Source organism: Bradyrhizobium sp. JYMT SZCCT0428 (genome assembly GCF_018131075.1).
In the GTDB taxonomy this organism is placed as follows: Bacteria; Pseudomonadota; Alphaproteobacteria; order Rhizobiales; family Xanthobacteraceae; genus Bradyrhizobium.
This window is the reverse complement of the sequence record NZ_JAFCLS010000002.1, coordinates 326,498-333,829: the sequence shown is the minus strand read 5'-3', so window position 1 is coordinate 333,829 and position 7,332 is coordinate 326,498. Positions and strand designations below refer to the sequence as shown.

The 7,332-nt window shown below is 61.3% G+C and carries 6 protein-coding genes and 1 pseudogene; 3 read left to right on the top strand and 4 right to left on the bottom strand.

Going from position 1 to position 7,332, the window contains the following annotated elements:
* Positions 1–182 (top strand): LysR substrate-binding domain-containing protein (locus tag JQ575_RS03395; RefSeq protein ID WP_249166399.1); only part of this gene is annotated, 182 nt, incomplete at its 5' end.
* A 192-nt stretch (positions 183–374) separates the two neighbouring features.
* Here the strand turns inward: JQ575_RS03395 and JQ575_RS03390 are convergent.
* From JQ575_RS03390 to JQ575_RS03375, 4 genes and pseudogenes are all read right to left on the bottom strand, one after another.
* Positions 375–598 (bottom strand): annotated as a pseudogene (locus JQ575_RS03390) (hypothetical protein).
* Between the two features lie 375 nt (positions 599–973).
* The gene (locus JQ575_RS03385; RefSeq protein ID WP_212031865.1) at positions 974–1,780 is read right to left on the bottom strand and encodes a hypothetical protein; all 807 of its coding nucleotides are present in this window, start codon (positions 1,778–1,780) and stop codon (positions 974–976) included.
* Between the two features lie 207 nt (positions 1,781–1,987).
* A complete protein-coding gene (locus JQ575_RS03380) occupies positions 1,988–3,790 on the bottom strand; it encodes an NAD(P)/FAD-dependent oxidoreductase (RefSeq protein WP_212031864.1) in 1,803 nt (600 codons plus the stop codon).
* Between the two features lie 421 nt (positions 3,791–4,211).
* Positions 4,212–5,399 (bottom strand): enoyl-CoA hydratase-related protein, encoded by a 1,188-nt coding sequence (locus JQ575_RS03375; RefSeq protein ID WP_212031863.1) that lies wholly within the window; start codon positions 5,397–5,399, stop codon positions 4,212–4,214.
* Between the two features lie 166 nt (positions 5,400–5,565).
* Between JQ575_RS03375 and JQ575_RS03370 the strand changes: the two genes are divergently transcribed.
* Both JQ575_RS03370 and JQ575_RS03365 read left to right on the top strand, forming a co-directional pair.
* Positions 5,566–6,825, top strand: a complete 1,260-nt coding sequence (locus tag JQ575_RS03370) for a Rieske 2Fe-2S domain-containing protein (protein WP_212031862.1) — start codon at positions 5,566–5,568, stop codon at positions 6,823–6,825.
* The gene (locus JQ575_RS03365; RefSeq protein WP_212031861.1) at positions 6,825–7,319 is read left to right on the top strand and encodes an aromatic-ring-hydroxylating dioxygenase subunit beta; all 495 of its coding nucleotides are present in this window, start codon (positions 6,825–6,827) and stop codon (positions 7,317–7,319) included. Before JQ575_RS03370 ends, JQ575_RS03365 begins: the two co-directional genes overlap by 1 nt.
* Positions 7,320–7,332: the final 13 nt, after the last annotated feature.

Sequence of the window (7,332 nt, the reverse complement as noted above, 5' to 3'; positions counted from 1 at the left end):
CCGGTCAGGGCATCGGCATCTTCAGCGACGTCCTCGTGGCGCGCGAACTCGCGGCGCGGACGCTCGTGAGACCTTTCAATTTGTGCTTGCCGGGATATCGGTTCTATGTGGTTCGAACGACGGATCATCCGCGCGAGAAGACCATCCAGGCCTTCGCGACCTGGCTGCAGTCGGTCCTCTAACCCTCAATCGTTCACCGGAATCCTACGCAGCTCTCTTCAGCTGATCGTTTACGATCTGCGACCACGTTTCCGTTCGATGGACGACTACGATCCCCAACGCGAGGCCGAAACGACCATGAAGCTTCCAAGGCCTGGCGAGAGCTCGCCCGCGTACGCGGGCGGCGCTCCCGAAAGGCGCGCCGGCCAGGCGGCCTAGCCGCAATCCGGCGGGCGCTCGGGGCAACTATCGCCGATCGAGTTCAGGACATCCCGAATTTCCGCAACTGCCTGATCCGGAGGGACGCCGGGCGGCGGATCTGGCGGTCCCGCATCCAGCCGTGCTCGCATTCGCGGGTCGCGTGAGCTTCCCACAGCACCAAGGTCGCCCAGCCGCGCAGCGTCCAGATCGCGGGCGACCGTTCCTTCGCCATCAGCATCGAGATCCCTCCTGCACGGGACGAATCCTTCCACCCCGGCCCTCGTTCCGGCAGCTAACACATGACAGGGATTTATTCGAAATTGCGGGGGGGGGGGGCGCCTTCCACTCGTTCCGCTCGCCCGGACAGAGCGTCCAGCGCCGCCCGCCGCTTCTCGATGGAGGGGCGGTCGCTGGTTGGCGGCGGCCTCCAAAACTCAACTGGCGGCTTTTGGCGCGAAGCGGTCATTCGGCCAAATGCAGATGTCGGTGCCGTACGTCAAACGCGAATCGATCGGTGGCTACAAACGACGACGACATCGCGCGACGCATACCGCGCTGTATCGGATCGAAGCGCTGTTTCAGCACAAGACTTTGATGGACGTTGCATCGAAGGTTACCAGTCCTCGTCGTAGATCCACTCTCTTGGGGGTCGAGGCCGCGCCCTTACGTGCGGCGACTGCAGCGTACGCTCGGGCTTGCGCAAGGTCGGAGTCGGCTGCGCCGGAGGTGGTAACGTCTTGGGCGGGTTCTGCTCGGAAACCCTTGCTAGTACGCGTTTTATCTCTTCCTGGTTCGCCTTGAGCTCCTCAATGGCCTTTGAACTGTCGCGGACTATTTGTTGCTGGTTCGCCTTGAGCTGTTCGAAGTTTCGCTCGAGAGTCGCGAGATCGCGCGCCATCGTTTGCAGCAACTCTGTGTGATCAGGAAGCGCTGCAGTGGTTGTCGGCGCGGCGTCTTGCGGTGCGGGCTGGGGCAAGGGCGATGCTTGCGGTGGTGCTGCCTCCGCCGCGGCCACTTGAACGGTAGATGGCGCCTGCAGGGCGAGTACCGGCGGATTCTCCGACGACAATGTTGAAACGAGCTGGGGGGCCCAACGGGCGACGACCAGCTTGGCCCCGGCTCCATAGGAGGACTGCAAAACCAGGGCAGCGACAACGATGCACGCCGCCAGCACCAAGCCGACGAGCGCCCGGCGCGCCGGCTTTCCAGGCGGTGATTGCGGGCGAGGTCCGGCCGAAGGAGGTCCGGCCGAAGGTGGGCGCTCGGCATCGTGCTCCATTTTTGCAACCTGTTCACTCACACGCGCAAGCTCTTCACCCGCGCGTGTGATCTGTCCGTAGGCGTGCGCGAGTCGTTCATCGGTGCGCGGGACCGAGGCATCGGGGGAGGCATTTGCCTTCGAAGTAGGTGTGGAGTTCATTGGCGCTTCCCTTTTCCGTCCAACGTCATCCCAAGGTTGAGGTCGACTATTCGTCGGGCCGACCAGCCGCCGACACTGCGTTCAGTCTTGTTCAAAGAATGGCCGTATGATGGAGAGAATGCTCGTATGATGGTCGGACATGAGCAGTCCAGCCGAGCCGGCCTATAGGTGCCGTCTCCAGACCTGCTCAAAGCAATCGAATAGCAATCAGCTCAGATGGTGGGCCTTCTGGAGGCCGTAAACCGGTGTGGGAATGCCTTCCATTCGTGCCTTCAACTGGAGGGACAGAAACTGGGAGTAGTGACGTGACTGGTGCAGGTTACCGCCATGGAACCAAAGCCCCTCCTGCTGCGTGGGCTTCCACATATTTCGCTGCTCGCCTTCCCATGGGCCGGGGTCTTTGGTCGTATTCGAGCCTAGTCCCCAGACCTTACCTACCCTGTCGGCGACTTCCCTGGAGATCAGGTCCGCGGCGAAGCCGTTCATCGAACCGTAGCCGGTGGCGTAAACGACGAGATCAGCCGGCAGCTCGGTCCCGTCGGTCAAGATGACGGAATGTTCCGTGAGCTTTTTGACATCGACGCCGCTCTTCAGCTTGATGTTGCCATTGGCTACCAATTCCGAAGCGCCGACGTCGATGTAGTATCCGGATCCACGCCGCAGGTATTTCATGAACAAACCGGAATCGTCGTCACCATAATCGAGCAGGAAGCCTGCCTTCTCGAGACGTTTGTAGTAATCGGCATCGCGTTCCCTGATCGCGTTATAAACCGGGATCTGGAACTCGTGCAGAATCTTGTAAGGCAATGACGCAAAGATCAGGTCGGCCTTGGCCGTCGTCATTCCAGACTGGACCGCCTGTTCGGAGTAAAGCGAGGCCAATCCGAGCTCCATCAGCGAGTCCGACTTCACGACGTGGGTCGTCGAGCGCTGAACCATGGTAACGTCCGCTCCGGCTTCCCAAAGCGCGGCACAAATATCGTGGGCGGAATTGTTCGAGCCGATCACCACGGCTTTCTTGTTCTTGTATTTGTCCGGTCCCGGATGCTGCGACGAATGGTGCTGATCGCCCTTGAAAATCCCCATGCCTTCGAATTTCGGCGTGTTGGGCTTGGCTGACATTCCCGTCGCCAGTACGAGCTGTTTTGGCTTGAGGACGATTTCCTTGCCGTCGCGCTGGACGATGACGGTCCACTCGCGGCTCTTGTCGTCGTAGGATGCCTTCTTGCATTCGGTGGCGCCCCAGTAATTGAGCTCCATCACCTTTGTATACATTTCGAGCCAGTCCCCGATCTTGTCCTTCGGTGAGAAGACCGGCCAGTTCCGGGGAAACGGCAGATAGGGCAGATGATCATACCAAACAGGATCATGCAGGCAGAGTGACTTGTAGCGTTTGCGCCAGCTGTCGCCAGGTCGTTCGTTCTTTTCGACAATGATTGTGGGCACATTGAGCTGGCGCAGCCGGGCTCCGAGTGCGATGCCGCCCTGACCGCCACCAACAATGACGCAATAGGGCTGACGCGAATATCCGAGTTCGGCAGCTTCGGCCTCGCGTTCTTCCTTCCACGTTTTTCGATTGCGTTCGGCGCCGTGTTTTGCCCCCATCGGACGGTCGAAGCCCACTGCCTCTTCGTGTCCCTTGAGTTCGCTCATGGTCGTCAGCAACGTCCAGATCCGGCCGTCCTTCAGGCGCATGTGGCCAAAGCCACGCGCGACCTCCGTTTCGAATTGTATCCAGCTCTCGATTATTCCATCTGTTTCGGAAGCGTCCTCTCCGTCCGCAATTTTCCAGCTCGACGGCTTCGTATCGGAAAGCCGCGCCTTGAGCATGTCGCGAACCTGTTCCTTACCCTCCATTGTCTTGATGTTCCAGGTGAAGGTAACGAGGTCGCGCCAGTAGCAGTCAGTCTGAAAGAGATCGACGGCGCGTTCCACCTCGCCAGCGGACAGCGCTTTGTCGAGCGCGTTGAGCAGATCAGATATTTTTCCGTCCGGGGCCTTGTCGAGCATGATGTCCTCCCTTGTGCCGATGGCAGAGCTGCGCTCTTTTTCTCGTTTCGGCGAACTGAAGCCGAGGCGCCGACGAAAGCGATGAGCTCGCGCGGTGTCATTCGGTCATTCAGGACATATCTAAATTCTAGCACTTTGCGGTAAAGAGGCGAGGGGAAATCAGCCATTCAGAATGCGGCCAGGCATCTAGATAGGGGCCGAAACCTGATTTCAGGGAACGTCCGGTTTTTTTTGACGCGCAAGCGACCGCCGGGGATGGGCGGATTCGATGAGGACTAGAGCTCGATTTGCTCGGCTGCCGGATCGCTAATACAACTCGAACGAATGGCCGCTATTGGCGCGAAGCGGTCGTTCGCGAGATGGCCGGTTATGGAGGCTTAGCTGAGAGGCCTGAACGACCGCCGCGAAAAATGAGTTTGGTTCAATTGCCGCGAAAATTCGGCTGTCGCTTGGCGACGAAGGCGGAGATTCCTTCCTGTGCGTCGTCGGTGTTGCTGGCGATGACGATCGAATCCATTTCAGCGTCGAGCTGATCGGACAGTCCCGTCTCGAACGACTGGCGCAGCATCCGGCGGACGGCGCCGAAGGCGCGCGTCGGGCCGGCGGCGAGTTTCGTGGCAAGGGAGGCGGCTTCGCTGTCCACCTGATGGTCCGGCGTTAGGCGCGTCACCAAACCGAAGGCGAGGGCTTCTTGCGCGGTGAGGCGGCGGTTGAGCAGGAACAGCTCCTGCGCGCGCCGCGTCCCGACCATGCGCGGCAGGAACCAGGTGTTGCCGCCGTCGGCGGTGAGGCCGAGCGCGCCATAACCCAGCGCGAACCGCGCATCCTCGGCCGCGACGACGATGTCGGCGACATACATCAGGCCCAACCCGCCGCCGCCTGCGCCACCGCGCACCGCGGCGACGACAGGTGCGTTGATGCTGGTCAGCCGCTCGATCGCGAGATGATAGCTGTCGATCATGCGGCGTAGCCGGTTCGGCAATTGCTCACGTGCTGTGCCGGCAAAAAGCCCAAGATCGCCGCCGACCGTAAAGTTCGGCCCGTTGCCCGCGATCAGGACCGCGCGGACATCAGGGCGTTCGGCAATTTGCGTCGTGGCCTCCGCAAGATCAGCGGCCATGCGCTCGTCGATCGCATTGCCCATTTCTGGACGGTTCAAGCGTAATGTGGCAACGCCGCCTTCGAAGTCGAGCAACACCGTTTGCAACAGTCCGGCGGCATCGTGCCAGCGCGCGGTGTCGGTGAATTGCTCGAGCGATTTGATGCGCCCCTGGTCGACCGCGATCAGATGCGCAAAGGCGGCATCGAGCGTGGCGTCGCCTTGCTTGCCGCGGCCGCGATAACGGCCGGTCACCAGGAGGCGGCCATCGGCGAGGTCGAGAAACTGTTCCGGCTCGGCGCGCGCCTCGAAGTGCCGCGCGATCGCGCCCCAGGCGTTGCGCCGCATCGCCGCGGGCCCGTCATGATCGCCGCCGATGCCGAACGGCATGCCCTCGGCGGTGCGGCCGGTGAACTCCGGGTGCAGCAATGCGTCGAGCTCCTCGCGGTCGCCGGTGGCAAGCGCGGCGTAAAGCGCGCGTGCGAGACCGGCAGGGCTGACTTCTTCCATCCCGATGATCCTCCTTGCAAATCTGCTGTTTGGCGGGCTGAAGGGGAAAATTCGCTTGAAACCGCCAAGCGCCGGTGCTATTCGTTAAACGGTCAGTCGGATTATTTTTAGCGCAAGCCGCAGGTCTCCGCAAGAGAGCCCGGGCCAGCCGGTGGGAGATGCAGCGATGAACGTGGTGCCGCACGCGTCACAGTGGGGCGAATTGATCCGCTCCGACAGGGTGCACGGCTCGCTCTACAGCGATCCCGCGATCTTCGAGGCCGAGCTGCAGAACATCTGGTACCGCACCTGGGTCTATGTCGGACACGAGAGCGAGGTGCCGAACGCCAACGACTACGTCGTCAAGTCGATCGGCCCGCAATCGGTGATCATGACCCGCGATGAGCAGGGCAAGGTCAATCTCTTGCTCAATCGGTGTTCGCATCGTGGCAACCAGGTCTGTTCCTACGACAAGGGCAATGCGCGCTCTTTCACATGCCCGTTCCATTCCTGGACCTTTGCCAATGACGGCCGGCTGGTCGGCTACGCCTTCCCGGACGGGTATGAAGGCCAGGATAAATCAAAGCTTGCGCTCGGCCGCGTGACTCGGGTGCAATCCTATCGCGGTTTTGTCTTTGGCTCTTTCGCAGCCGAAGGCCCGACACTGGAAGAGCATCTCGGCGGTGCGGCAGAGACCATCGACCGGCTGGTTCGCTTCTCGCCGGAAGGCGAGGTCGAGGTGACGGCCGGGTTCCTCAAGCATCGCGTCAAGGCCAACTGGAAATTCATCCTGGAAAACGAATGCGATGGTTATCACCCGGCGTTCGTGCATTCCTCGATCTTCGGTGTCGCCGACAGCGCGATCGGCAAGCTCTATGGTGGCGCGTCGACCGCGGTAACGCGTGACTATGGCAACGGCCATACCGAAATCGACCTGCGACCCGAATTCCGCAAGCGTGACGCGCCGATGAGCTGGTTCGGCACCACGGAAGAGCGGCTGCCGGATTATACGGCGCGGATGAAGGCCGCCCATGGCGACCAGAAGGCGCGCGAGATCATGATCGACGGCGCGCCGCATGTGATGATCTTCCCGAACCTGTTCATCGCCGAAATCCAGATGTTCGTAATCCAGCCGCTCGCGGTCGACGACAGCGTGCAGCATGTCACGGCGCTGCAGTTCAAGGGCGCGCCCGACATGAACCGGCGTTTGCGCCAGCAGACCATGGGCTCGGTCGGCCCGGCCGGTTTGCTGCTGGCGGACGATTCCGAAATGTACGAGCGCTGCCATCGCGGCGTGCTGGCGCGCAATCCCGAATGGATTTTCCTCGGCCGCGGCGAGAAGCGCGAGCGCCAGGACGAATTCGGCTTCAAGGTCGGCCACGTCACCGACGAAATCCCGTCGCGCGGGATCTGGCGGCACTATCGCAGCCTGATGGAGGCGGTGTGATGCTGTCGCGCGAAAGCAGCGCTACGCTGATATCAGCCGTAACGGCCTTCATCTACAAGGAGGCTCGGCTGCAGGACGAGCACGCGTATGAAGCCTGGGAAGCGCTGTGGACCGATGACGGCGTCTATTGGGTGCCGGCCAATGGCGACGACATCGATCCCGAGAAGGAAATGTCGATCATTTACGACAACCGCTCGCGGATTTCGCTGCGCATCAAGCAGTTGCTCACCGGCAAGCGCCACACCCAGACGCCGCAATCGCGGCTGCGGCGGCTGGTGTCTAACATCGAACTGCTGGACCAGCAGCCGGGCGGCGATATCTCGGTCGCCAGCAACAGCATGGTGTTTGAATCCAGCCTGCGCGACGACACGGTCTGGGCCGCGCGCAACGAATACCGGCTTCGCTATGTCGATGGCGAGCTGAAAATGGCGTACAAGAAGGTGATCCTGGTCAACAACGAGAAAGCGCTGTTCACGCTCTCGTTCCTGATCTAGCCGAAGGCGGTAG